This window comes from Paenibacillus sp. RC73 (assembly GCF_044908085.1).
Classification (GTDB): Bacteria; Bacillota; Bacilli; order Paenibacillales; family Paenibacillaceae; genus Paenibacillus; species Paenibacillus terrae_A.
Genome location: NZ_JBIYCV010000001.1, coordinates 227,234 through 252,437 on the forward strand (window position 1 = coordinate 227,234; position 25,204 = coordinate 252,437).

24 protein-coding genes are annotated in these 25,204 nt (G+C 46.6%); all 24 read right to left on the reverse strand.

All coding sequences use genetic code 11. From position 1 onward, the window contains the following. Nucleotides 1-30 precede the first annotated feature (30 nt). The 24 genes from ABH897_RS01025 to ABH897_RS01140 all read right to left on the reverse strand — a co-directional run bounded on the left by ABH897_RS01025 (nt 31) and on the right by ABH897_RS01140 (nt 25,204). The gene (locus ABH897_RS01025) at nt 31-819 is read right to left on the reverse strand and encodes an NUDIX domain-containing protein (protein WP_134910030.1); all 789 of its coding nucleotides are present in this window, start codon (nt 817-819) and stop codon (nt 31-33) included. A gap of 65 nt (nt 820-884) precedes the next feature. Further along, entirely contained in the window at nt 885-1,307 is a 423-nt protein-coding gene (locus tag ABH897_RS01030) for a PaaI family thioesterase (protein ID WP_283655678.1), read from the reverse strand. 121 nt (nt 1,308-1,428) lie between these two features. After that, nucleotides 1,429-1,881: a YlbF/YmcA family competence regulator gene (locus tag ABH897_RS01035; protein WP_283655677.1), complete on the reverse strand. Its 453-nt coding sequence runs from the start codon at nt 1,879-1,881 to the stop codon at nt 1,429-1,431. 84 nt (nt 1,882-1,965) lie between these two features. Next, nucleotides 1,966-3,519 (reverse strand): tRNA (N6-isopentenyl adenosine(37)-C2)-methylthiotransferase MiaB, encoded by a 1,554-nt coding sequence (gene miaB, locus ABH897_RS01040; RefSeq protein WP_283655676.1) that lies wholly within the window; start codon nt 3,517-3,519, stop codon nt 1,966-1,968. Between the two features lie 295 nt (nt 3,520-3,814). Continuing rightward, entirely contained in the window at nt 3,815-4,387 is a 573-nt protein-coding gene (gene pduL / locus ABH897_RS01045; RefSeq protein WP_013309962.1) for a phosphate propanoyltransferase, read from the reverse strand. A 112-nt stretch (nt 4,388-4,499) separates the two neighbouring features. Then, entirely contained in the window at nt 4,500-5,603 is a 1,104-nt protein-coding gene (locus ABH897_RS01050) for a low temperature requirement protein A (RefSeq protein ID WP_283655675.1), read from the reverse strand. Nucleotides 5,604-5,795: 192 nt separating this feature from the next. Beyond that, the gene (locus tag ABH897_RS01055; protein WP_283655674.1) at nt 5,796-6,809 is read right to left on the reverse strand and encodes a dipeptidase; all 1,014 of its coding nucleotides are present in this window, start codon (nt 6,807-6,809) and stop codon (nt 5,796-5,798) included. A 126-nt stretch (nt 6,810-6,935) separates the two neighbouring features. Next, nucleotides 6,936-7,196 carry a stage V sporulation protein S gene (locus tag ABH897_RS01060; RefSeq protein ID WP_007430104.1) on the reverse strand — a complete coding sequence of 87 codons (261 nt, stop codon included), beginning with the start codon at nt 7,194-7,196 and terminating at the stop codon, nt 6,936-6,938. A 129-nt stretch (nt 7,197-7,325) separates the two neighbouring features. Next, nucleotides 7,326-8,120: a TIGR00282 family metallophosphoesterase gene (locus ABH897_RS01065; protein ID WP_283656248.1), complete on the reverse strand. Its 795-nt coding sequence runs from the start codon at nt 8,118-8,120 to the stop codon at nt 7,326-7,328. 75 nt (nt 8,121-8,195) lie between these two features. After that, nucleotides 8,196-9,740 (reverse strand): ribonuclease Y, encoded by a 1,545-nt coding sequence (gene rny / locus ABH897_RS01070; RefSeq protein ID WP_014281153.1) that lies wholly within the window; start codon nt 9,738-9,740, stop codon nt 8,196-8,198. A 377-nt stretch (nt 9,741-10,117) separates the two neighbouring features. Then, entirely contained in the window at nt 10,118-10,867 is a 750-nt protein-coding gene (locus ABH897_RS01075) for a regulatory protein RecX (protein WP_283655673.1), read from the reverse strand. 195 nt (nt 10,868-11,062) lie between these two features. Further along, nucleotides 11,063-12,124, reverse strand: a complete 1,062-nt coding sequence (gene recA / locus ABH897_RS01080; RefSeq protein WP_283655672.1) for a recombinase RecA — start codon at nt 12,122-12,124, stop codon at nt 11,063-11,065. A gap of 247 nt (nt 12,125-12,371) precedes the next feature. Continuing rightward, complete coding sequence (locus ABH897_RS01085; RefSeq protein WP_283655671.1) at nt 12,372-13,640, reverse strand: competence/damage-inducible protein A; 1,269 nt, start codon at nt 13,638-13,640, stop codon at nt 12,372-12,374. Nucleotides 13,641-13,735: 95 nt separating this feature from the next. Then, nucleotides 13,736-14,323 (reverse strand): CDP-diacylglycerol--glycerol-3-phosphate 3-phosphatidyltransferase, encoded by a 588-nt coding sequence (pgsA, locus tag ABH897_RS01090; RefSeq protein WP_283655670.1) that lies wholly within the window; start codon nt 14,321-14,323, stop codon nt 13,736-13,738. A gap of 208 nt (nt 14,324-14,531) precedes the next feature. Next, a complete protein-coding gene (locus ABH897_RS01095) occupies nt 14,532-15,023 on the reverse strand; it encodes a YajQ family cyclic di-GMP-binding protein (RefSeq protein WP_025685003.1) in 492 nt (163 codons plus the stop codon). 143 nt (nt 15,024-15,166) lie between these two features. Beyond that, a complete protein-coding gene (locus ABH897_RS01100) occupies nt 15,167-15,331 on the reverse strand; it encodes a hypothetical protein (RefSeq protein WP_162833917.1) in 165 nt (54 codons plus the stop codon). Between the two features lie 81 nt (nt 15,332-15,412). Further along, entirely contained in the window at nt 15,413-16,534 is a 1,122-nt protein-coding gene (locus tag ABH897_RS01105; protein WP_283655669.1) for a helix-turn-helix domain-containing protein, read from the reverse strand. A gap of 30 nt (nt 16,535-16,564) precedes the next feature. Then, on the reverse strand, nt 16,565-17,338 hold the full coding sequence (locus ABH897_RS01110; protein ID WP_235332175.1) for a DUF3388 domain-containing protein: 774 nt from the start codon (nt 17,336-17,338) through the stop codon (nt 16,565-16,567). Between the two features lie 239 nt (nt 17,339-17,577). Continuing rightward, a complete protein-coding gene (locus ABH897_RS01115) occupies nt 17,578-17,832 on the reverse strand; it encodes a DUF3243 domain-containing protein (protein ID WP_014281144.1) in 255 nt (84 codons plus the stop codon). Between the two features lie 105 nt (nt 17,833-17,937). After that, entirely contained in the window at nt 17,938-18,726 is a 789-nt protein-coding gene (gene ymfI, locus ABH897_RS01120) for an elongation factor P 5-aminopentanone reductase (protein WP_283655668.1), read from the reverse strand. After that, nucleotides 18,726-20,006 carry an EF-P 5-aminopentanol modification-associated protein YfmH gene (yfmH, locus tag ABH897_RS01125; protein WP_404590993.1) on the reverse strand — a complete coding sequence of 427 codons (1,281 nt, stop codon included), beginning with the start codon at nt 20,004-20,006 and terminating at the stop codon, nt 18,726-18,728. Before yfmH ends, ymfI begins: the two co-directional genes overlap by 1 nt. Nucleotides 20,007-20,009: 3 nt before the next feature. Beyond that, the gene (yfmF, locus tag ABH897_RS01130) at nt 20,010-21,290 is read right to left on the reverse strand and encodes an EF-P 5-aminopentanol modification-associated protein YfmF (RefSeq protein WP_283655666.1); all 1,281 of its coding nucleotides are present in this window, start codon (nt 21,288-21,290) and stop codon (nt 20,010-20,012) included. Between the two features lie 157 nt (nt 21,291-21,447). Beyond that, entirely contained in the window at nt 21,448-22,293 is an 846-nt protein-coding gene (gene sleB, locus ABH897_RS01135; protein WP_283655665.1) for a spore cortex-lytic enzyme, read from the reverse strand. Between the two features lie 229 nt (nt 22,294-22,522). Beyond that, entirely contained in the window at nt 22,523-25,204 is a 2,682-nt protein-coding gene (locus tag ABH897_RS01140; RefSeq protein WP_283655664.1) for an FtsK/SpoIIIE family DNA translocase, read from the reverse strand.

Sequence of the window (25,204 nt, forward strand, 5' to 3'; positions counted from 1 at the left end):
TGCGTTCTTTACGTGACCTACTACAATACATTAGGTGTAGATAGACAACCGCGGCACCCTGTCACTAAAGCGATAAAGCTGTGCCGGTCTCTGTGAATACTGGTTGGAGCTGAGCGGTTTGCCATTCTCGTCCCGTACCTCTTCCAATATTCCCTGTCTGCTGCGAGTCGACGTTATTTTGCGAATAAAGTTCGGCTCTTCGAAATCCGGTACGACACTTTGAATGACCTGATACAGCTCGCCCAATGTAAAATGCAGAGGTAAAAACTGCTTGGCTATCGTCGTCTGGAGCATTTGCAACTGAATCTTCCGGTAGGCATCCACAATAATGTCCCGATGGTCAAACGCCAGCTCCAATTCCTCCAGCGCTTCACGGATCGTGAACAGCCCAACCTCGGAAGCATCATCCGCCGCTTGCCGCTGCTCCAGCATCCATTCCTCTACCAGTGCAAAAAACGCATGCGATATAATCCACCCGCGCGGATCACGCCCAGGTCCACTATACACACCTAGGTACTCCAGATGACCGCCGTCCACGCCGGTTTCCTCTAACAGCTCGCGCTTGGCAGCTCCGTAAATGGATTCATCTTCCTGACAAAAGCCCCCCGGCAACGCCCAACGTCCGGCAAACGGCCAACTACGACGCTTGATAAGCATTACCTTCAGCTCACGGATCGGCAACGTCTTTGTCACCGTCTTGCGCTCCCGCTTGGTTAAGGTGAACATGACGATATCTGCCGGAGCACCATCCGGGGTGCGATATTTCTTAATGTTATACGACGCCTTCTGCGTCTCTTCGTTTATACGTTCGTTATCCATTGGCATCACCACATTATATCGTTTTGATAAATTCATTATGACATAATAAAAAGTTTTGTCAAGCGTCAGGCCTTATCCAAATGATCTGGTTGTTTACGCAATACCCGGAATGTCGCTGTAGCCATGCAGCCGAGTATCCCTTCACTATCCTTTACTTCCGCCTCAGTCGTTATGGTACGCCCCCCTTGATGGAGAATTCGTGCCTTAACCTCCAATCGCCCTTGTTTCATCGCTGACAGAAAATGAACGTTCAGATTCGTCGTCACACATAATTCCATATTGCGTGAAACCATACTAACCATCCCCATCGCCTGATCCATCAATGTTGTGAGCACGCCCCCATGAACAATTCCCACCACATTGGTATGCTGCGGTCCAGCCTGTAAAGCGATATGTACCTCATTTGCATCAGCTTCGATTAATTCACATCCTAAATACTCCCAAAATGTGTTTACTTCACCCTCTACCAAACTACGCAAGATATCCATTCCTTGTTTTCATCCTTTCTATGATGCCCCATTTCCTCTTGAGGTCTGATACAGTACATATGATTACAAGTTGCTCCTGAAAAAAAGGCGTGGAGGCTGAGCCTCCACACCATACATCATTCTAGTCACTGCAATTGGAGGAAGAAGTACTTTTTCCCTCTTCTACATTCACCTTTTCGGCAACTGTATCACGAATTGCCATGATAACCATTTGCAGCAGCTCATTAATTTCTACCTGGCTTTGCTGAAACTCCGTTACAATCGGAATACCGTCAAGCTCTTCCTGAAGCTCCTGCAGCTCTGCCTCTATTTTGGAAATCATCGTCTGATTCTTCAAGGATTCGAAAGCCACAATTTCCTTTTGCTTTTTCTTCATTGCTGCAATCAGAAGCTGGATGCGCTCATGATCGCGGATTTTATCTTCTGCTTTCCGAAATACCTGCACTTCTTCACTGTTGCCCAAAATACCCGCCAACTCTTGGGCTTTCGCCAATATCATATCGCGATTGACCAAATGATCATGCTGGCGCGCCGCCGGTTGAAGCTCTGACTGTTGCAACCGCTCCTCTGTCACTGTCCATCGCTCCTTTGCTCACTTAATAAGGTCGTACATACAGTTCATATTTGATCCACATGCAAACCTTGCTATGATATTTTGTTAACCGTTAACCGCCACAGCGGTTTGAACCAAATCGCCCTTGATGTAAAAGGTCATAGGCTCCGTAATTTTCACCTGCACAAAGGTCCCGATCAGATCCTTGGAGCCTTCAAAATGCACCAGCTTATTGGAACGGGTCCGGCCGGCAAGCACCTCACTGTTATTTTTGCTCTCGCCTTCTACCAGCACTTCAACCACCTCGCCACGCAGTCTACCGTTAAAACGAAGGCTGTTTTGGTTCACCACATTGTTCAGACGCTGTAGACGCTCTTTTTTGACTGACATAGGCACATTATCTTCCATAGACGCGGCTGGCGTACCTTCACGTGGTGAATAAATAAAGGTGTAGGCAAAGTCATAACCGACCTCGCGCACGAGAGAAATGGTATCTTCAAACTGTTCGTCCGTTTCGCCCGGGAAACCTACGATAATATCCGTTGTGAGCGAAGCATGCGGAACAGCCGCTTTGATCTTCGCCGCCAGTTCCAGAACGCGCTCACGTGTATATTTTCGGTTCATTTTCTTCAATATATCCGTATTGCCGGATTGAACAGGCAGATGGATATGCTCCACCAAATTGCCGCCCTTACCAAGCACTTCAACCAAGTGGTCATCAAAATCACGCGGATGTGATGTTGTAAAACGTATACGCGGGATATCTATCTTACGCATATCGTCCATCAGATCCCCGAATCTATAATTCATATCCTTCAAATCCTTGCCATAGGCATTGACATTCTGACCGAGCAAGGTAATTTCCTTAAAGCCCTGACGTGCCAAATCCCGTACCTCAGCAATAACATCCTCGGGACGACGGCTTCTTTCCTTACCGCGTGTGAAGGGAACAATGCAATAGGTGCAAAATTTATCGCAGCCGTACATAATGTTCACCCAAGCCCGCATACCCTCGCGCTTCTTCGGCAGGTTCTCGATAATGTCGCCTTCCTTGGACCACACCTCGACCACCATTTCTTTGCTGAAGAGTGCTTCCTTGACAAGCTGCGGCAGGCGGTGGATATTATGGGTACCAAAAATCATGTCGACAAAACCGTGCTTTTGCAAAATCCGGTTGACGACACTCTCTTCCTGCGACATGCAACCACATACGCCAAGTAGCATGCCCGGCTTCTCTGTCTTGAGATGCTTGAGGTGACCCAGCTCACCAAATACTTTGTCCTCCGCATTTTCACGGATCGCACATGTATTCAGCAAGATAATGTCCGCTTCCTTACGATCCTCTGTCGCCTGATAACCCATTTGCTCCAGCAATCCTTTAATCGTTTCGGAATCATGCTCGTTCATCTGGCAACCGAATGTGTACACGATGTAATACTTTCCCTCGCCGATATGCTTCAGCTCATCCGGAACTGCATTATCGTACAATACCTGTACGTCTTCTTTACCGCGTTGCTTTTCTTTTCTATGATTCGGCTCCGCCATAATATTGATTTCACGTCCGCGAATGCGGATCTTCTTGCTATGCTCATCCTGAGAAATGATCTTTGCATCCGAGAAATCAAAATATTTGGAGTAATCTTTCGTTTCCTTGGCCATTCCTTTGGTCACTCCTTACACCATCTATTTCACGCCAATTACGCTTTTACTATATCTTTGCATATGGGTACATCTCTTTTTAGCCCGTAAAAACTCCTTTGAAAAAGGCATTACACTAAATTATAGCATGATTTATAAGCCATCGCCATATATCCCCGTGAACGCAAAAGGGGTACACTGAGAATCTAATGTCCATATTTTTATAGATGACCATTTTGAGAATCCTTAGTATGTAAAAAAGCCCGACTCTTTAGCAAGAATCGGACCCTTTGCCTTTCGGCATTATATACGTATATTAGTCAACGATTTCAGCGTTGTCACCGTTTTTCACGCCGGCTCCGTTCGCTTCATCTGTATCAATGTGCATATCCAAAGCAAAAGAATCGGACACACGCGCAAGAACATTTTCAAATACAAGACCACGTTCGCCGCCGACACGTACTTTCAGCAACTGCTTGTCCTTAATGTCCCATTTCGCTGCATCAGACGTATGGAAATGAATATGACGGGCAGCTACGATTACACCCTCTTGCAGTTCCACTTCTCCAGCTGGTCCTTTTACTGTGATTCCTGGTGTTCCGTCAATGCTGCCAGATTCGCGTACAGGCGCTTTTACACCGATGGCAAAGGAATCTGTGCGAGAGATTTCAAGCTGGGAAGCTGGACGAGCTGGTCCCAAAATACGAACCTTATCAAATTGGCCCTTAGAACCAATTACAGCTACCGTTTCATTTGCGGCGAATTGTCCTGGTTGGGACAATGGTTTAAATTCAGTCAGTTGATATCCTGCTCCAAACAAAATTTCAATATGCTCTTGAGTCAGGTGAATATGGCGTGCGGAAACGCCGACAGGTACGATTTTACTCATCGTATGGTCACTCCTTTTTCTCTATACAATACTTTACACATCTATACTATTATACTCCTACTTTGCCAAGAAAGAAAAGGAAAGCGGGACAAAGTTCCGTTTTTCGCCCTATTCAGCCTTTAATATCGTGAACTGTCATTTTAGCGAACAGGATAAAGAACAGCATGATTTCAGCTACGATAAGATGAGAGGGAACAACAATAAATATGTTAAGGATAAACAAGACACAGAGGACTCCAGTTAAGAAAAAAATGACTCTAAGGCTTGGTTTAAGATGACTTAATCTGTAGCGATGGAATACCAGCAAAACCGACAAAAAGTAAATAAGTACAGAAGCAAAGGTAAAGCAAAGAACAAAGATATAGGCTACTTGTCCCAAAAACAAGAGCTGTATCGAAGCTGCTAGCATGCTAAGTGAAAGATAAATAAACAAATGACCATAAATAATAGTCTGTCCTGCTGTTTGTTTTGATTTATCTACGTGCTTCTCCATATTCTCAAAGTATTGCCACCAGATTGCGATGACTAATACAAAAGCCAAGGCAGCAAATACAACGGAAGAGACCGTAAAATGATCAGATTGTAAAACAGAAAGCATACTTATCACCGATTCGCCAAGCAGGATTAAGGTGAACTGTGCAAAGCGCTCTAATAAATGCTCCGTATGGATAGGTGTGATCACCAATTTTTTACGACCCATCAAAGGAACGAGGATATCAACAGCAATGCCGACATATAAAATCAAATATCGAACCCAGGACTCAAAAAAGAGGGAGAAACTGGAGATGACTATTCCGATCCAAAAATAGGTACCGAAAAAACGAGCTGTTTCCTGTTTATGACCCGCTTCTTTGGGTGCCGAAAGTAAATATTGAACGGCAGTCAAGCCTCTTAAACCAATATAGCCAGCAAAAAAGGATACATAATACGCGTCAAAATCTATATTCAGGCTGGCGGTCATAATTAACACGAAAAACAATTGCAGGATCATAAAGATTCGATGCGTCATACTGTCTTGACCAAAACGGTTGTTGTAGACAGTTTGTCCCACCCAAGCCCACCATATCGGAATAAAAATCAAAATAAACTTTTCCAGATTCTCCAAAGAAATACTATCATGTTCAACATGTAGTAAAACATGAGTGGCCTTGGAGACAGCGGCTACGAACAATAAGTCATAAAAGAGTTCAAGCCAGGTAACCTTTTTTATCAACATTATGTAATGGAGCTCCCCTCTGATATGGCGGTACAGCATGGTAACTCGTCAAGCTCGCTCCAAATGTCTGTCATATTTCAGCAAGCGTTATTTTAGCACCATACCATTCTAGGATGCTCCAATTATTTCGTAATATATCTCGCATTGTCAAGGGTATTAAGTAACCAAAAATAACTGCTATTAAATAGCTATTTAAGAAGACATTTTGGAAGGCAGATTCGTTTGCAGATATTCCAGCGCATGTCCTCCCAGCCACCCCTTGACCAGTTCCTCAGGATAATGCTTCATCAGCAGTTCCGCAAAACGTGGATATTTCCCTGAATGCTCCAGCCCCTGCACATGATGCTCAATACCGTCAAAATCAGATCCGAACATCAAATGACGTTCGCCACCTAGTGAACAAATATGTTCAATGTGTGGCAACAAATCCTCAGCGGTCACCGTACCCTGCTCTTTGAGAAACATCGTGACGAAAGTCAAACCAATCCGTCCGTTACGCGCGATCAACGCACGAATCTGTTCATCCCGAAGATTACGTGGGTGAGGACATACCGCGAAGGCGTTGGAGTGCGAAGCAATCGGCGGTTGAGCTGCCTCCTCCAGCACCTCCCAGAAGCCTTGTTCAGACAAATGCGATACATCTAGTAGCAAACCTAATTCATTACAGCGCTTGACCAACTCATGCCCCTTGCGAGTCAGCCCGCCACCCCTCTGCTCCATAATGCCGTCAGCCGCCCAATTTGCATAATTCCACGTCAGCCCGATCAATCGGATTCCCAAGGCATAGCACAGTTCAGCATAAAACGGATTTCCTTCCAGCGCTTCCACTCCCTCCAGCGATAGCAGAGCCCACGGTGATCCTTGATGTTGTTTTATTTCATTCCCTTCCAGATGTCCCACTGATGTATCCTTACGTTCTTCCAAGTCTTCTCTCCACAATAGCGACTTCAACCCGACAGATGGGGATATCATATGCTGTCTGAAGAGTTCAACCTGACGAATTACATGCTCAAATCTTGGCGTACCCAGCACCTGGGAAATATATATTGCGAATGTCTGCAAGTTCACATGGCCTTCTAACAAACGCTCTCTTGTAACATCAAGCGAGGGATGACTGAAATCCACCTGCGGGTTAAGCTGCATCTTACACAACACATCACAATGCAAATCGGCAACCGACCATTTCATGTGTGGTTTACTGTTCATGCATCTTACCTCCATTCATAGATTACAGCGTGATGAAGTTATCTTACAATCTATGTAATAAAGGGCGACTTCCATGCAAAAAAGCCCGTTTACACCATCGTAAACAGGCTCAACAACTAACATTTATTATCTTGGCTCTACAATCAACTTGATTGCAGTCCGATCTTCTCCGTCAATAACAATATCCGTAAAAGCAGGAATACAAATCAAATCCACTCCGCTTGGTGCGACAAATCCCCGGGCAATGGCTACAGCTTTAATGGCTTGGTTCAGTGCACCCGCTCCAATCGCCTGCAATTCGGCATTTCCGCGTTCACGCAGTACTCCTGCGAGTGCGCCTGCAACTGAATTAGGATTGGATTTTGCTGATACTTTTAATACATCCATAGTAAGTACCTCCCCTGGGAATGATGATGGTTTGATTCCACTATTAGATGTTATTCGAGGGTCAGCAAAAAATTCCTGCTTTTTGGTGACAGTTTTCCTTATTCTTTCCTTAAGCAGTTTCCAAAAAGGTTAATCCATCCGCCATTCATCTTCTTTGAGTCTAATTTTCTGAATTTTACGTGCCATACCGTCGTTGTCATTCAACTCTACGCTAACTGCGTGAAAATGCCATTTTCCGTTGTCCGGTTGAAAACGTACCGGAAGCTGAGTCTGAAATTTCTGCAACACGGCTTCTCTCTGCATGCCAAGTACTCCTTCATAGGGACCTACCATGCCCACATCTGTCTGATACGCAGTTCCTTGCGGTAAAATCGTATCATCGTTGCTCTGCACGTGGGTGTGTGTACCAACAACAATTGAAGCACGGCCATCTAGATGCCAACCCATAGCGATTTTTTCCGATGTCGCTTCGGCATGAAAATCAACCAGAATGTGCTTATGCTTCTTGCGCAATTCATCTACGATCTCATCTGCTGCGCGGAACGGGCAATCGATGGGTGGCAGAAAGGTTCTGCCCTGCAAGTTAACGATCGCCAGCTCCTTGCCTCCACCTTTCACCACGGTATAGCCTCGCCCCGGCGTTCCTGGCGGGAAGTTTGCCGGACGTATGATACGCGGCTCATCATCTATAAAATCAAATATATCCTTATTGTCCCAAGTATGATTACCCATTGTAATACCATGTACGCCCCAATCAAAAAATTCTCTGGCGATGGCTGGAGTAATGCCTCTTCCTGAAGCTGAATTTTCCCCGTTCACGATAATGATATGCGGGTTGTATTTTGATTTTAGCGAAGGGAGATTTTCCCTTAATGCCTTTCTGCCTACACTACCGAAAATATCTCCAATAAATAGTACGTTGATAGAAAACCCTCCCTGGTATGCCTTACATAATGAAAAGTGGCCCTACAAACAGCGGCCACTTTTCGTTAAATTACTTTATTTTGCGTATTCTACCGCGCGGGTCTCACGAATGACGGTAACCTTGATATGTCCCGGATAATCCAGTTCATTCTCAATCGTTTTCGTTATATCACGAGCCAGTCGGAATGCTTCCGCATCATCAATTTTCTCTGGCTGCACCATGACGCGGACTTCGCGTCCAGCTTGAATAGCGTACGATTTTTCCACGCCTTCAAAAGACTCGGAAATGCGTTCCAGCTTCTCAAGACGACGGATGTACGTCTCCAGTGTTTCACGCCGCGCTCCTGGTCTTGCTGCCGACAGGGCGTCTGCCGCCCCAACCAGCATAGCAATCACTGAAGTCGCTTCGCAGTCGCCGTGATGTGAAGCAATACTGTTGATGACGACCGGGTGTTCCTTGTACTTCTTCGCCAGTTCCACGCCAATTTCAACGTGTGATCCTTCCACTTCGTGATCCAGCGCCTTCCCGATGTCATGCAGCAACCCTGCCCGTCTTGCCAGTGTAACGTCCTCGCCCAGTTCTCCGGCCATCAGACCTGTCAAGTATGCAACTTCCATCGAGTGCTTCAATACGTTCTGTCCGTAGCTTGTACGGAACTTGAGACGTCCCAGGATCTTGATTAAATCCGGATGCAGGCTATGCACGCCCACCTCGAAGGTGGCTTGTTCGCCATACTCGCGGATTCGTTCATCCACTTCTTTACGGGATTTTTCCACCATTTCTTCAATACGAGCCGGATGTATCCGTCCGTCCGCTACGAGCTTCTCAAGCGCAGTACGCGCTATCTCTCTGCGAATCGGATCAAATCCGGACAAAATAACCGCTTCCGGCGTATCATCAATAATGAGGTCAATTCCCGTAAGGGTTTCAAGCGCACGGATATTACGGCCTTCACGTCCGATAATCCGGCCTTTCATTTCTTCGTTCGGCAACGTGACAACGGAAACCGTCGTTTCCGCCACATGGTCCGCCGCACAGCGTTGGATGGCCAGTGTGATAATTTCACGAGACTTTTTGTCCGCTTCCTCTTTGGCCTGTTGCTCAATTTCCTTAATCATCTGAGCGGTTTCATGACGAACTTCCTGCTCTACGTTGGACAGAATAATACTTCTGGCATCTTCCGTCGTCAGATTGGAAATACGCTCCAGCTCAGTTACCTGACTCTTGTAAATCAAATCAATCTGCTGCTGGGTTTCATCGATTCGTTTCTCTTTGTTGGCCACTTGTTCTTCTTTACGTTCCAGCGATTCCAATTTTTTATCCAGCGATTCTTCTTTTTGCAGCAATCTTCGTTCCTGTCGTTGAATTTCATTCCGACGCTCACGAGTTTCTTTTTCAGCTTCGGCACGGATGCGGTGAATTTCATCTTTCGCTTCCAATACCGTTTCCTTCTTCAGCGCTTCTGCCTCTTTTTTCGCGTTCTCCACGATTTGCGCGGCAGCTTCTTCCGCACTGGAGATTTTAGCTTCTGCAATAGATTTGCGAATAAAATAACCAATCCCGAACCCAAAGAATAACGCGGCTACAGCAACGAGAACGAACCAGATCGCAGTCATCATCATACTGTTCACCTCCCCGTTGGTTCCTCCAAGGCATTCCTTGGGACTTTTTGCAATTGTCACATTAGCTTTGATCGTCAAACTAAGATAACGGCACGCGGCCGTTTCATTTCATATGCACATGCTTTCACATGTACAATTCCGCCTGGCATAGCGGCATCACTTGTTATTTGGCGATGAGAACGTACCCATGGACTCCACTTTTTTGGAAGGAAAAAGGGTGTTCCACAAGCATCGTTTCATATATATTTTATTATTTGACAAATGGCATTGTCAAGGGAATGCAAACTTTAGTAGATTACCATGTGGCTTTCCATGTGATAACCAGCTCATCCTGTTCGCTTATGCCAGCTAATGGATGCCCGGCTGTTTAACAGCTATTCATCCCACAGCGATAATTCCTCGTCATCGGAAGCCCCGTCTTGCTCGGCCATCGTGAGATGATTGACTACGCGGCGTGTCATATCCCCCGAATATCCGCGTCTCATGAGAAAGGGGTACGTTTTCCGTTTCTTCTCCATTATATCTCCACGCACCTGATTCCATTTCCTGCGTCCGACTATCAAAGCGCTCTCCCATTCCTCCTGATCGCTGACCTCACCTAAAGCTTCCCCGATAGAGGCTTTAGAGATGCCCTTTTGACGCAGTTCCTGCCTTACCCACATCTTCCCCTTCCGCTGGCTCGTTATGCGCTGCCTTGCCCACTGACGGGCGTATAGATCGTCATCCACAAGTTGCTCCCGCTCCAGACGGTTCAACACTTCATCAATAACAGCTTGACCCATTTCCTTTTGCGTCAAACGCTGCTCAATCTCCTGACGTGTACGTGGCTTTAGTCCCAAATAACGAAGCGCGTGCACGTATGCCTGTTGCTTTTCGTCCGCCAGAACGATTTCTTCCAGTTCCCTTTTGACGAAAGTCGTTCCTTTGAACATATTGTACTTGATCATTACATCTTCCAGTACGGACAATGAATACAGGCCAAAATGAATCGTGTATCTTCCGCGTTGCCTACCCTGCCCCTGTTCCACCCTCGTAACCATCAATTCCTCATGATCAGGAAAAAGGGAAATTCCTTGCTGCTCATTTTCCTTCGAAGTGTGTTCACCTTCATCTTCCAATTGCAATGTGCTTCCCTCACTTTGATATTCACGAAAGCAAGCTGAAAACGCCCGCCACGCAAAAGTAAAATGTAGCCGACACGCAGGCCACATTCGATGCAAAAATACCCTGCACAACTGTGCAGGGCATCAGAATCATGCTATTCAAACGGCTGTGCCATAACCCCTGGCTCCAGTTCACGAACCAGGATTCACCAAGCTTTATTCAAGCTCCAGCAATTCCTGTTCTTCCTTGGCTTGCTGTGCCAACTCTTCTTCTGTCGGCGGAGCTACCGTCGTAATCAAATTGCTGGCCACCCGAATTTTTTGTTCGATCGTACTAGCAATGTTCGGATTTTCCTTCAAAAATTGCTTCGCATTTTCACGTCCCTGACCTAGTCGTTCACCTTCATAGGAATACCAGGCTCCGCTCTTATCGACAATGTCATACTCCGTACCAATGTCGATCAAACTGCCTTCCTTGGAGATGCCTTCGCCGTACATAATGTCCACTTCCGCCTGACGGAAAGGAGGTGCGACTTTGTTCTTCACCACTTTAATACGTGTGCGGTTACCTACAACGTCATTACCGCTTTTCAAGCTTTCAATGCGGCGGACATCCAAACGAACTGTAGAATAAAATTTCAGAGCACGTCCACCTGGTGTAGTTTCAGGGTTACCGAACATAACACCTATTTTTTCACGTAATTGGTTAATAAAGATAGCAATGGTATTCGACTTGTTAATAGCACCGGACAGCTTACGCAATGCCTGCGACATTAAACGGGCTTGAAGACCAACATGGGAATCCCCCATTTCACCTTCAATCTCCGCTTTTGGCACAAGTGCCGCTACAGAGTCAACAACAACAATGTCTACCGCTCCACTACGTACAAGCGCTTCGGCAATCTCAAGTGCTTGCTCTCCTGTATCTGGCTGCGATAGCAACAACTCATCAATATTGACACCCAGCTTGCTGGCATACGATGGATCAAGCGCATGCTCGGCGTCGATAAAAGCGGCTTGTCCGCCTGTTTTTTGTACCTCTGCTATAGCGTGAAGAGCTACTGTTGTTTTACCAGATGATTCTGGTCCATATACTTCAATAATTCGGCCTCTCGGGAAGCCGCCCGTTCCTAACGCAATATCCAAAGCAATCGAACCACTGGGAATCGTTTCCACTTGCATGTGGGTGGACTCACCCAACTTCATAATGGAACCTTTACCGAATTGCTTTTCTATTTGACGGAGCGCCATATCCAGCGCAGCACGACGATCTGACAATAAACTCACATCCTTCGTTGTTTGTACTTTAATAATACCTTGTTTTGACACGCTTGCCAAGCATTTTTTCGAACATACATTCGTTTTTTTTGTTTAGACAGTTCTCTTCTATACTTCCATCTGTCTCTTAAATCAAAAAAGAACCGCAGGCAAAAAGGCTTTTGCAACGGTTCTTCCGATAGTATGATTATATCATTAATCGTTTACCTAAAACAACTCTATGAAAACTCGCGTCGGATACAGATCATTAAGAGAGCTTCTCATTTTCCACCAGTCTGCGCCATAATCTGTACAGGATTGCTTTAACAGACCGCAGACGAATCGCTTCACGATTCCCGCTCAGCTTCAGCTCGTATACCTCAGTCTCCTTATCACGCTCAGCAATACCGATATAAACCAGACCAACCGGCTTCCGCTCAGAATATCCGGGTCCAGCTACACCTGTAACCGAGAGTCCGAAATCACTGTCCGTGACCATTCTCGCCTGCTCTGCAAGCACAAGGGCTACTTCCTCGCTTACTGCGCCGGGCGCATTGTCCCCCTCCAAATAATCATGAGGCACGTTGAGCAGCTTCTTCTTCATTTCATTGGAATAACACACGATACCGCCCTGAAACATAACTGAGCTGCCCGGAACGGAAGTGATGTGCTCCATCAGCATTCCACCTGTGCAGCTTTCTGCCGCGCTAACAGTCAGTCCGCGATTGGACATCAAATCCACAATAACCTTCTCCAGCGTGACGTCCTCGCTCGCATACATGTATTCCGAAAGACGCTGCTGAATTTCTGCTTCCGTAGCCCCCAGCTTGACCAGTGCCTCGCTCTCGCTGGCCGCCTTGGTGGATATACGGATTGTGACCTCTCCCTCCTTGGCATAAGGAGCAATGGTCGGGTCTGTCTGTGATTTTATCAGATCCAATAAGCGGGTTTCGAGAGCTGACTCGCCGATTCCTGCAAACTTTAGCATTTTCGAATAAATCGGCAGTTCCTCACCACTCAGTGCTTGCTGGAGCAACCAAGGTTTCGCCTGATTCTCAAACATCGGTTTGAGTTCCTTCGGCGGTCCAGGCAAAACTACATAATATTTACCATCCTGTGCAATCGCATCGCCCACAGCCAGACCTGTCTCATTTTCAAGAGGAGTAGCCCCTTCAATGGAAAGCGCCTGACGCCGATTATTTTCGGTCATTTCCACCCCGCGATTATGGAAAAACTGTTCCAGCTTATCCATAGCGAGACGGTCTATATGTAATTTACGCCCCAGCACAGCGGCGATTGCATCTTTCGTCAAATCATCCTGAGTCGGTCCCAGACCACCGGAGAACAAAATAATATCCGCACGCTTCTGAGCCAGACGTACCGCTTCCTGAAGTCGATCCATGTTATCGCCAACAACCGTCTGAAAATATACATCAATCCCAACCGTAGCCAACTCTTGTGACAAATATTGGGCATTTGTATTCACAATTTGTCCGAGCAATAATTCAGTTCCTACTGCGATGATTTCAGCTTTCATCGTTTCTGCCTCCTGTAGAGCGAATGTTGTGGGAATTATGCAAAGAAACAGCAATAAGCAAACTCCCTATCGCTGTTCCCATGAAACTTATCCTGTTAAACCTTGGAGGAGCGAAGTAAATGGCTGTTCTTTACAAAATAGTCAATTCCCGAGTAAATAGTAATAAACGCAGCCGCCCATATCGTTATTAAATCAAACGGAATACCCAGAAAGACAAACGGAAAATTATTAATGAGCAACGCTACAATGGCAACGATCTGGATGATGGTCTTTAATTTGCCCCAGTTGCTTGCAGCGACCACAGAGCCATCCAATAAAGCAATCTGACGCAGACCAGTAACCGCAAACTCACGGCTAACAATGACAACAACAATCCACGAATCAATCTTGCCCATTTCCACCAAAGAAACCAAAATAGCAGTTACCAGAAGCTTATCCGCAAGAGGGTCCAGTAATTTCCCCAAGTTGGTGACCATGTTATTTTTACGGGCCAAGTATCCGTCAAGACCATCCGTGCTGGCGGCTATGAGGAAAATGATAGCCGCCATCAACTGATTATACGGCAGCTCGAAAGCTCCAATCTCAATCGGCGGCGGATAGAAATCAAAATCCACCAGCAAGGCCAGCATCATCACCGGGATGAGGCAAATCCGCGTTATTGTAATTCTGTTGGGTAAATTCACAACACACTCTCCCCTGATTATCGTACTTGATTAAAAATGGCAGTTTTCGGATTGAATTCAATCCTATGTAAATCGTTTTGACTACCGCTATACACCTGATCATCTGCATTTTCGTTACAAGTATAATATGGTGCAAAACGCATGTCAAAATAACCTGCCGCGCATCAAGCATCATTTTTTCTTACAATCTGCATGAGGGAAAACGGCTTTATTTCATATTCGTAAATTGAAGTTCCAATGGTAGATCAGCTTTGCGCAATAACTGAATGACTGCTTGTAAATCATCCCTGTTTTTTCCGGTCACGCGGATCTGATCACCTTGAATCTGACTTTTAACTTTCAGCTTGGAGTCCCGGATAAGAATGTTAATTTTTTTGGCATTATCCTGATCAATTCCCTGCTTGAGAGCAAGACGCTGGCGTACTGAACCCAAAGACGCTGGCTCCAGCTTCCCGTATTCTACGTTTTTAAGGGATAAACCACGCTTGGCCATTTTAGATTGCAAAATATCAATTACCGCGTTGAGCTTGTATTCGTCCTCCGATGCAATTGTAAGAGCTTCCTTTTCAAGCTTAAGGCTGCTTTTGCTCCCCTTAAAATCAAACCGTGTTTCAATTTCACGCTCCGTCTGATGAACCGCATTGGTCAATTCCTGCATATCCATTTTGGAGACGATATCAAATGAATTTTCTGAAGCCATCGTTTCACTTTCCTTTCCACAACAAAGTTCAATAACTAATTATAGGCTAGTCATTTACAAAAATCCAATAATCCGATCACTAAAAAGGCGCTCTTGCCAGTTAATGACAAAAACGCCTTTATTTCATTCCACGGTCAACATATCTAACTGTGGCTGCGGGTCGGATTCCGGAACATATCCAGAAGTCCCAGCACAATGTGAGCAAGACCAAAGCCCAGTATGCCATAGCCCCATGCACTTGGGGTCAGATAATAGCCAAGCAGGCTGACAATTATACCAAGCCCTGTCACAATCCAGCTGACAGTCATAATGTATACACCTCACTTTGCGGAAAATGAAATGGGCTTCCCATGAATTACAGTCATTAGTATTTCCGCGCAATAGAGGGTTTATTCACCGCCAGTAGTTGAAGAATCTGTACCGCTCTGTGTTGAATCCGTACTGCCAGTAGTCGAATCCGTAGTAGTACCACTCACCCCGGCACTCGTTCCGGTCGAGGAAGCTTCTCCTTGCTGTATCAAAACACGAGTCGTCGATTTATTATCAGTTATCGGTTGACCTGCTACGGAAATATCCGTGGCAGAAGAACGTCCTGATTTGATATACAAGCCTTCCGGACCGATGTCAAAGGACACGGAATCTCCACTTTTGGTCATGCCATAACTCAGCTTTTCACCACGTGAGTTTTGCCCCTTGTACACCTCAAGCCAGCTTTCCCCCGTTGCCTTAATATCCACCTTGACTGTAGCTCCGGTTGCACTGGAAACTTTGAAAATCGTCGTTTTGCCTTGCTTGCCATCCTGAGCCACGGTTACACCTTGTTGCGGCGTAGTGGTACTCGGCTGCTGGCTACTGTCAGGAGTGGTCATATCCGTTCCTGTACCTGTTCCTTCCGGTGGTTGGGTTTGCCCCGTTTGCCCAGCATCAGGAGTGGTTTGTCCGCCGCCACCATTTGGAGCTGCCGTCTGACCGTTATTCGGCGTTGTTGTCTGAGCGCTTTCCTGAGGAGGGGTTGTCGTCGTATTTTGCGGTGGTGTCGTAGTTCCCTCCTTGGTGCTGTTAGGAATGGACGTACTCGGTGTCGTAATCGGCGTTGTATTCTCGGCTGTTTTTGGAGCTGTATGATTGTTACTCACCCAATATGCATAAATAACCCCAACAATGAGAACCAGAAAAAGCCACATTAAAGCTGTCGGCAACCATTTGAGATTCCCAATCGTAGCCGGACGGCTGGAGCGTTTCTGTGTCACAGGCTCCATGACAGCTTCCGGCTCTGGTTCAGGTACATTGCTTTTATGTCCTTCCAGAATCTCGTCGGGGTTTAAACCGACCGTTTCAGCGTAAGTTTTAATAAAAGCTCTGACATAAAAGCTTCCCGGCAGCACTTTGTAATCGCCCGTCTCAATGGCTTCCAGATAACGTTTGCGTATCTTCGTCATTTCCTGAACATCGTCAAGGCTCAATCCTTTTTGCAGCCGGGCCTCCTTTAATTGCTGACCCAGTTCTGACATGTCATCATCTCCTTGTATAATTACGCTTATTTAAAGATCTTCTGTATAACTGGCTGTAAAGGTATCATAAATAATTTCCTCAGCCGGATTATTGCGAAGTTCAATAATGAAATTGAAATCGTCGAAGCTGTATCCCGATTCACGTACAAAAACGTCAGGATGCTCAATAACCTTCGTACTCGGCATGCTCATTATTTCCTGAAGCAGGTGATAATGTCTTTCATTTGACCGAATTGTACTCACAATGCCGTCAATAATAAATACATTGTTAGGGTTCATTTCCTCTTCGGAGAGCTGACTGCGCACCGTCTGCCGTAATAACGTTGAAGACACAAAAGTCCAGCGCTTCATGGCGCATACGCTGCTGGCAATGATGGATTCGGTTTTTCCCACACGAGGCATTCCGCGAAGTCCAATCACCTGATTTCCATCCCTCTTTAATACTTCACCCAAAAAATCGACCAGTAACCCAAGCTCGTCGCGTGTAAAGCGGAATGTTTTGCGGTCATCCGAATCCCGATCAATGTAACGTCCGTGCCTTACTGCCAATATATCGACCAGCCTTGGAGCGCGTAAGGCGGTAACTGTAATATTGCTGGCCTTTTTTAAAGTATCTCCGAGAATGCGTATCTTCTCGTCATCGTCCGTTTCCAGCAACATCCCCCGTCTTTCGCCTTCAACACCGTTGATCGTCAGTATATTAACCCCCAGAATACCAAGCATGGAAGCAATGTCTCCCAGCAATCCGGGACGATTTTTATGTATCTTGTACTCCATGTACCACTGTTTCAATTCTTCCGTCACATTAGCACCTCATTCACATTCAAAACCGTCAACATTTCCAAATCAAAGCCTTATTGTATCATAAAATAACACCAATCGACAAAATCAATTATTGAGACCACAAAGGCTTCTTGTATTCAACACAATTGCATAAGCCTCGATCACGTTTATGATATATAAATTACAAAGGAATTACAAGAACAGCTCTGTAACCATTACAGAAAAGCCCCCAAAAGGGAGCTTTTCATGTTGGTTCCTGCTTATGCGTTGCTTTTGGCTAATTTGACCATCAGCCGGGCGATAGTGTGACGCTCGTCCTCATCGGCAACTCCCCACAGTTCTTTCAGTGCGCGGTTGGAGTGGTTGGCCGGATCGACCTTCTCATCCAGAAAATCACCGATTTCATAAGCAAGCTCTGAAATGGTATCCTGGCTGATTCCAAGCTTCTCCGCCTGTTCCACACGCTGACCAAGGAACTTCTTCCAGGTATCGAAATTCTGAACAACTGTTGACATACTTAAATCCTCCTTAGATGATTCAGATTTAAAATCAACAGTTATAATATGTTCTTCTCAGGTGCTCTCTATACTGGTGGTTTCCTCCAAACGCTGTACTTCTCGTCAAGTCACCCATCCTCCGTTAGGACTAATGACCTGCCCGTTAATATAACCGGATTCAGGAAGCGCCAGAAAATAAACCAGTGATGAAATTTCATCAGGCCGAGCCAATCGACCGGCAGGAATTTCTTCTTCGAGACTGGAAATTTCCCCTTCGTCCAGATGATCCAGCATAGACGTACCCACTGCACCCGGAGCTACCGCATTTACCGTTACTCCAGAAGGTGCAACTTCTTGAGCCAGTGCTTTAGTGAATGCGTTGATCCCGCCTTTGGTGGTGGAATACAGCACCTCGCACGAAGCGCCGCATATTCCCCATACAGAAGACACATTCACGATACGGCCATAGCGTTGGGAAATCATATGCGGCATAAAAACCTGCGTACACAGAAAGGTTCCCTTCACATTGACGGCCATCACATCATCCCATTCCTCTTCCGACACATCCGTCAGCAATCCGTAATGAGATAATCCAGCGTTATTCACAAGAATATCTGGCTTCATTCCGTGATTCTCCAGCTTCTCACGCATGCGTTCAATCTGCTCCTTGCTCCGCAGGTCCGCTGAGACGGTCATCACCTTGCCTGAATAAGCCATACAACGGCGGGCAACTTCATTCGCTTTTTCATGGGACTTCATGTAGTGAATGACCACATTCATCCCAACAGCCGCAAAACGCTCCGCAATAGCCGCTCCAATCCCGCCGCTTGCTCCTGTGATCAGCACAGTCGTATCGCCAATGGCTTTTAATTCCCCATCCTTGGTGGTTATCGTTTCCCTCTCCCTGGACATTACGGACTCACCACCAGCGATATGCCCATCTGATCCCACTGAATATGATCCTTCAGACGACGGTTAACATCCTCAAGTGTAATACTTTCATAGACCGGAAGCAATTGGAAAAAATCGCCGTCCCGGAAGCGATGTCTCGTAAACTCATGCGCTATATTTTCGGGCGAATTGAGCATACGCAGGTAACCGCCGATTTTCTTTTTACGTGCCCGTTCAAAATGTTCTGCCTTGAAGCCCTGTTTTTGAATGGACCCCACCTCTTCACGTATCCGCGCCAACAGCCCATCCGGGTCCTTTGTATCTCCACCGATAGCAGAGAACGCATACTGCGGTGTACTGTTGTACTCATGGCCGAAGCTATCTGAAATGAGGTCCTCATCGTAGAGCTTTTGATACAGCTGCGTACTGGAGCCAAACAAAAGATCAAGCATCAACTTGGTTTCCAGATCATGACGAAGCAGTTTCTCACCCGTGAGACCTACCTTGGCTTCCTTGAATCCGAACAACAGCTTAGGGAGAGAAACCGCCAGCTTTACCTCACGACGCTTCTCTGCCACAGTAGTAGGCTCTTCGTCAAAAATACGCTCAATCTCCCCTTGAGGCTTGTAATCCTTTTTCGCCTGATTGTTACGCACCAGTTCTATTACTTCCGCGGGGTCCACCCCGCCTACCACAAAAAGAATCATATTGCTCGGGTGGTAAAAAGCCTCATAACAGCTATACAGCGTTTCTTTCGTAATCGTGCTGATGGATTGAACGGTACCCGCAATATCAATATGCACCGGATGGACCTTGTATAGCGCTTCGATCAGGCCAAAGTAACTCCGCCAGTCCGGATTATCCTCATACATATTGATTTCCTGACCGATAATGCCTTTTTCCTTCTCCACATTTTCATCTGTAAAGTAAGGGTGCTGTACAAAATTGACCAATGTGGTCAAATTCTCCTGAATATGCTCGGTTGCGGAAAATAAATATACCGTTTGATCAAAGCTCGTAAATGCATTGGCCGATGCCCCATTGGAGGAAAAAGTAGCGAAAATATCACCTTGAGGCTCTTCAAACATTTTATGCTCCAAAAAATGGGCGATGCCATCCGGAACCTTAACCGGCTGCTGACCTTCCACACGAAAATGATTATCGACCGAGCCGTATTTGGTCGAAAATGTAGCGTATGTCTTCTGAAAGCCCGGTTTGGGCAACACATAAACGTGTAATCCGTTATCCATCACTTCATAGTACAGCGTTTCCTGCAAATGCTCATAAGGTATGTGCTCCACCCGCTATTCCCCCTTCTGGTCTCTCAAGAAATAAATGGTGTCCAGTCGGAACGTCCGGGCGGCATCCTGAACATCCTTCACCTTGACAGCCTCCACCTGGCTCAGCAGCTCATCTACCGTACGCTCTTTGCCGGAAAGCTGTCTGTTAAAATCGTAAGCGATCATTTCAAAAGCGGAATCCTGCATTTCCTTCAATAAATTGCGGATCATCGCCTGTGTCTGGGTCATTTCCAGCTCGGTAATCGCCCCATTTTGCGTATCTTCTAGTTGCTTGCGGATAATGGTAACCGCTTTTTCATAATTGGGTATTTCAATACCGGATTGAATCGTCCCTATGCCCTTGTGCCCGTCATACCGTGATGAGGCGTAATACGCCAAGCTTTCCTTCTCCCGCACGTTGACGAACAGCTTGGAGTGAGGATAACCGCCTAAAATCCCGTTGTACATCAGGGCGGAGGCATATCGATCGTCACCATACGTAATTGGAGTGCGCAATCCCATGTTCAGCTTCCCCTGATTTACATCAAGACGCTCCACCACCGTTTGTACATCACGCTCCACCGCTTTTGGTTGTTCAGGAGCATATCCCTTTTCTTCCGAACGGTTCAGTTGGAAATAGCGGTCTACGAACTTCTCCACTTCCTCCAGCGTCGTATCTCCAACCACATACAAATCCATGCTGGCGTTATCCAGCCATTCTCCATAAGCCTGATACAGGCCTTGCGCATCTATACTATCCAGATCAGACCGCTGACCGAGGGGATGCAGACGATAAGGCTCATTTTTGCACATTTCCTCCATGCAGCGCTCTCCAGCATAACGAATTTTATCATTGACTATAGATTCCAGCTTCTTGCGTACGTTTTCCCGTTCCTGCTGGACGTATCCGGTCTGAAATGCTCCATTCTCCAATGCAGGCTTCGTCAACACCTCTCCGAGAAAAGCAAATGAACGATCCAGCAAGCTGTCCGAGCTGTTTACAAAGCTGTCATTAATCGTATCCATTCGAAATTGCACGATTTGATAATCTCCGCGTTTATATACATCAAATCCAAAGCCCGCGCCATACAATTGCTCTAATTGTTCTCTGAATTGTGTAGTCTGCGGATATGATTCTGTACCCCGTCGTAGTACGAATGGTGTCAGTCCCACTCGGGTTACCGTTTCCTCTCGTAGTGGAGTACCTACATACAATGATATGGCAAACGTCTTGAAGCGTTTGGTTGGCAGTACATGAATCCTTAATTGTCTGCGCGTCCCACGCTCGAAACCTGTTTTGTTCAAGTCCAAAACTCCTTTGTGACGTCAATTTCGTCTAGCCTTTTTAGCATGAGCCGCTGTGAATCATTATCCTGTAAAGAGGTAAAGTGTGCCAATCTTTATTCTAACGATGCAAAAGCCAAGAAGCAACCGGAGACAAGCTCCCGGCTGCTTCGGCGGTTTACATGCAGAAAATATGCTGACCAATCGTCTTCACCTGCGGGCGGCTCCAAATCCATTTGGAGGTGGCTGTTTTTGGATTAAAATAATAGAGGCAGCCTCCGCTTGGGTCCCAGCCGTTCAGTGCCTGGCGAACTGCCTTTGTTGCAGTTTCATTTGGCGTGAGCCAGATTTGACCATCAGCTACAGCTGTAAAGGCCCCCGGCTGAAAAATCACTCCAGACGGTGTGTTTGGAAAGCTGGGGGATTTGACCCGGTTCAAAATAACTGCCGCCACGGCTACCTGTCCTTCAAACGGCTCGCCACGGGATTCACCGTAGACTGCGTTAGCCATAATTTTGAGATCGTTGTCAGACAGTCCCATCGCGTTAGCTGATCCCATTGTTTCATCTTTTTGATCTGTTTTATTATTATCCGCTGTCTTCCCCTGAGCAGAAGCCTCATTTTTACGATGTAAAGGCGTTTCCGTCGGTTTCCAATTAGGGGTTGCATTCACCAGCTTTAGCTTTGTTTTTGCTCCAACCACTCCGTCAGGGGTGATGCCAAACTCTTTTTGAAAGCCCTTAACAGCCTTCAATGTACTACTGCCAAAATGACTGTCCACTTCTGCACCGAAAAAGCCCAACAGCTTCAAACGGGATTGCAGTTCATATACATCCTGACCGTAGGAGCCGTAATTAACCGCCTCTGTGCTAAATGTTGCTTGGGAAGGCTGTGTTGCTTGTACTTCCTGCTGCGTGCTCAGCGGCTCTGCATGCTGCGCAGAGACGTTCGCAATAAGTCCTGTGTACGTGATAGCCGAGGCTGCGAGAATACCCGTGCAAATCCAGACCATTGTCTTTTTCATATGCTGCGCTCTACCTTTCTTTTGTGGGATTAACAGGATGGCTACGTTTATTATGACAAGCTCTGCTTAAAGCTATTCACCCTTTTAATCTTCTTTCATTCGGCTACTCCTCTATTCCTGAAAAAAAGCAAAAAAAAATCGCTGTCTGTACGCATAGTGTTGTCGAATTTAAACAAACACCACACTTACAAACAGCGATTTTGGATGCGATTTCCGGTAAAGCCTATGGTCAGGAACTGACTTTGTTTTGCTGATATTGCTCCATTGAAATAAGCACCTCACGGGGCTTGCTTCCCTCGTAAGGGCCGATGACGCCACGAGCCTCCATAGAGTCAATCAACCGGGCCGCACGTGTATAGCCGATCCTCATTCGGCGCTGAAGCAGAGATACAGATGCTTGCTTGGCCTCTAAAATGATGTTGACAGCCTGATCGTACAGCTCATCCAGCATTTCATCGGCATCAGCAGATACTTCCTCTACCTCCGGTACAAGCGTTTCATCATATTGTGCTTCACCCTGCTCACGCACATAGTTAACGATGTTCTCCACTTCCTGATCGCTCATGAACGCTCCCTGAACGCGAACCGGCTTGGAAGCGCCCATCGGCATGAACAGCATATCCCCGCGTCCAAGCAGCTTCTCGGCTCCGCCCATATCCAGTATTGTACGGGAATCCACCTGCGAGGACACACCAAAGGCAATACGCGAAGGAATATTGGCTTTGATAACCCCGGTAATTACGTCAACCGACGGTCTCTGCGTTGCAATGATAAGATGAATCCCTGCGGCACGCGCCATTTGGGCCAATCGTGCAATCGCATCCTCCACATCCCCCGCAGCTACCATCATCAGATCCGCCAACTCGTCCACAATAACGACGATATAAGGCAGGAACGCAGCAGGATTGTCTTTCATCAAATTATTATAGCCTTCTATGTTACGGGTTCCTGATTTGGAAAATAATTCGTAACGCTTTTCCATTTCTACTACAATTTTTTTCAAAGCGAGTGAAGCGCGCTTCGGATCGGTAACGACCGGTGCCAACAAATGCGGAATACCGTTGTACACGTTTAACTCCACCATTTTGGGATCGACCATGAGAAATTTAACCTCATCTGGCTTCGCCTTGTACAAAATACTCGTAATAATACCGTTAATACACACCGATTTACCTGAACCGGTTGCTCCGGCTACAAGCAAGTGGGGCATTTTGGCCAAATTACCAACAATCGTCTGGCCTGCAATATCACGTCCGAACGCAATGGACAAATTGGATACAGACTCCTGGAAAATGGTCGTCTCCATAACCTCACGCATCGTTACAATAGAAACCTCGTTGTTCGGAACCTCAATACCGATAGCCGATTTGCCTGGAATTGGAGCCTCCATACGAATATCCTTCGCAGCGAGCGCAAGCGCAATGTCATCCGTCAGGCTTACAATACGGCTGACCTTCACACCAATGTCCGGCTGAATTTCATAACGCGTCACCGCAGGTCCACGGACAACCTCCAGTACCTTTGCCCGTACGCCAAAGCTTTCCAATGTGGCCTCCAGCTTGCGTGCCGTTTGCATGTAATCCTTTTGCCCAAGGCCTTTGCCCACGTTTTGTGGCTTGGCAAGCAAACGGAACGACGGGAGCTTGTAAGGCTTGGGTGGCGGTGGAGCAGGAATGGCCGCAGTTGTGCCTGCAGTCTCTTCGCCTGACGTCCCCGTTGCATTCGCTTGGGCCTGTCCATCTGCACTGTCCGGTGTATTATGAACTGTTGTTGCCATACCGTCCGTATCTGTGTTTACAGCGGCATCCATAAAGTTGTCATCCAGCGACTCATCATAAGCTGAATCCGTCTGCTCTGACCCGGCCAAGGATGCCTCTGATTCATCCTCAGGTCTTCTTTCCTCATGCTTCACCTGCTCGAAGAAATCCCGAATGATCGGTGACCTTTTTACCGAAACAGAAGCTTCCTCCTCTATGTGTTCAGCAGTATCGGACAATTCTTCTGCTTGCTTGGCGTTTCTCCACAAGGGCTGTCCTTCCTCAGCTTCATAAGCATGCTCTTGATCATCCTCATCAGCATGAACAGAACGATCATCCTTGTCCTCTCCAGCCGATTTTTTCAGGCCAAACAGCTGAAAGAAAATCGGCTGCTTACGCGCCGGAGGCTGCATTTCATCGAAATCATCATCCATATCTTCCTCATAAGCAGGAATCGACTCGGACTTGATTTTTTTATTCCCGGTACCTCTGCCAGATGCCGAAAGTGGAGTGGCTTTACCAATCCATTTTTTCCGAACGCTACCCCCTGCTGCCAGCATCTTCGTCCGAACAATTCGCACCAGATCCACATAAGACAGCTGGGTCAGCAGCATAAAACAAATCACAAACATTACAATCATAATCAGCTTGGCACCCGTAAGACCAAACAGCCACAACAGCACAGTAAGCTGCAATGCGCCGATGTATCCCCCGCTAATATCCTTGTTCAGCATTGAGATATGGCCTTCCTTGTCAGGCGATAGCAACTGCTCACGCATATCTATATGTATCTGGCTCATCACCCCGCCTGGTTGAAGTGCATTAATCGGCCCCAAACGCTGCTCCATAGATGAAATAGAGCTCATAAGCGTAAAGGCAAATACCAGCAGCAACAGCCCTGTTTTACGTGAGTTCCACTGGTTTGGCCATTTGCGGTGAATCATCACCATCAGACCATAATAAATGCCGATCAGGGGTATGACAAAATAAAATTTCCCCAGTACCAGCCCAAACATCTTGGATAGCGACCGACCGACTGCCGCTTCACCCGACAGCGCAATGACCGCCAAAGTTATCAGCACAATGCCGTAAATTTCGAATTTTAGAACTCCGCCAAACGCGGCTTTCTTTTTCCTTTTCCTTCTTCTGGACAT

What these genes read in the sequence shown, in the direction of transcription:
- ymfI (WP_283655668.1), bottom strand. Translation starts at nt 18,726, where the DNA reads ATGTCCAGGGAGAGGGAAACGATAACCACCAAGGATGGGGAATTAAAA.
- ABH897_RS01050 (WP_283655675.1), bottom strand. Translation starts at nt 5,603, where the DNA reads ATGTTGATAAAAAAGGTTACCTGGCTTGAACTCTTTTATGACTTATTG.
- ABH897_RS01060 (WP_007430104.1), bottom strand. Translation starts at nt 7,196, where the DNA reads ATGGATGTATTAAAAGTATCAGCAAAATCCAATCCTAATTCAGTTGCA.
- ABH897_RS01025 (WP_134910030.1), bottom strand. Translation starts at nt 819, where the DNA reads ATGGATAACGAACGTATAAACGAAGAGACGCAGAAGGCGTCGTATAAC.
- ABH897_RS01140 (WP_283655664.1), bottom strand. Translation starts at nt 25,204, where the DNA reads ATGTCCAGAAGAAGGAAAAGGAAAAAGAAAGCCGCGTTTGGCGGAGTT.
- rny (WP_014281153.1), bottom strand. Translation starts at nt 9,740, where the DNA reads ATGATGACTGCGATCTGGTTCGTTCTCGTTGCTGTAGCCGCGTTATTC.
- ABH897_RS01055 (WP_283655674.1), bottom strand. Translation starts at nt 6,809, where the DNA reads ATGAACAGTAAACCACACATGAAATGGTCGGTTGCCGATTTGCATTGT.
- sleB (WP_283655665.1), bottom strand. Translation starts at nt 22,293, where the DNA reads ATGAAAAAGACAATGGTCTGGATTTGCACGGGTATTCTCGCAGCCTCG.
- ABH897_RS01095 (WP_025685003.1), bottom strand. Translation starts at nt 15,023, where the DNA reads ATGGCTTCAGAAAATTCATTTGATATCGTCTCCAAAATGGATATGCAG.
- ABH897_RS01085 (WP_283655671.1), bottom strand. Translation starts at nt 13,640, where the DNA reads ATGAAAGCTGAAATCATCGCAGTAGGAACTGAATTATTGCTCGGACAA.
- pduL (WP_013309962.1), bottom strand. Translation starts at nt 4,387, where the DNA reads ATGAGTAAAATCGTACCTGTCGGCGTTTCCGCACGCCATATTCACCTG.
- ABH897_RS01105 (WP_283655669.1), bottom strand. Translation starts at nt 16,534, where the DNA reads ATGTCAGAACTGGGTCAGCAATTAAAGGAGGCCCGGCTGCAAAAAGGA.
- ABH897_RS01100 (WP_162833917.1), bottom strand. Translation starts at nt 15,331, where the DNA reads ATGACTGTCAGCTGGATTGTGACAGGGCTTGGTATAATTGTCAGCCTG.
- ABH897_RS01030 (WP_283655678.1), bottom strand. Translation starts at nt 1,307, where the DNA reads ATGGATATCTTGCGTAGTTTGGTAGAGGGTGAAGTAAACACATTTTGG.
- miaB (WP_283655676.1), bottom strand. Translation starts at nt 3,519, where the DNA reads ATGGCCAAGGAAACGAAAGATTACTCCAAATATTTTGATTTCTCGGAT.
- ABH897_RS01115 (WP_014281144.1), bottom strand. Translation starts at nt 17,832, where the DNA reads ATGTCAACAGTTGTTCAGAATTTCGATACCTGGAAGAAGTTCCTTGGT.